Raw genomic sequence first — 518 nt, 5'->3', positions numbered from 1 at the left:
TGGCATCATGCTCTCCATTGTAGATGCGGTCCCTGTGCCGGATGCTGCCGACATAGATGACATTCGAGAGCAGATGATAAAGATTGCCCCGGCCGAACGGGCGGGTCAGGACTGTCGAACCATCTTTCCGAATGGACTTCCGACCGAAGTGCCCATGCGATGCTGCTTTATCCACAAGCGCACGAACCGACTTCAGCTCGAGGTATGTTTTAAACAGCCAACGGACGGTTTTGGCCTCATCGGCATGGACGAGAAGCTTGCGGTTCTCCACCCGATAGCCGAGCGGCACGACACCGCCCATCCACATGCCCTTCTTCTTCGAGGCCGCGATCTTGTCGCGAATACGCTCGGCGGTTACCTCCCGTTCGAACTGGGCAAAGGACAAAAGCACGTTGAGCGTCAACCTGCCCATCGACGTCGTGGTATTGAACTGTTGCGTGACGGAGACGAAGGAGGCGTCTGCCTGATCGAACACTTCCACGATCCTGGAGAAGTCGGTCAGCGAGCGTGTCAGCCTG

The 518-nt window shown here is 57.1% G+C and carries 1 protein-coding gene; it reads right to left on the bottom strand.

Annotation, left to right across the window (positions count from 1 at the left end):
- The coding region (locus ABUE31_RS22790) for a recombinase family protein (RefSeq protein WP_367726055.1) at nucleotides 1-518 on the bottom strand (518 nt) is incomplete at both ends.

Source organism: Mesorhizobium marinum (assembly GCF_040813675.1).
In the GTDB taxonomy this organism is placed as follows: Bacteria; Pseudomonadota; Alphaproteobacteria; order Rhizobiales; family Rhizobiaceae; genus Mesorhizobium_K; species Mesorhizobium_K marinum.
Note: the sequence above shows the minus strand (reverse complement) of the source record. Positions and strands in the feature narration are given on the sequence as shown.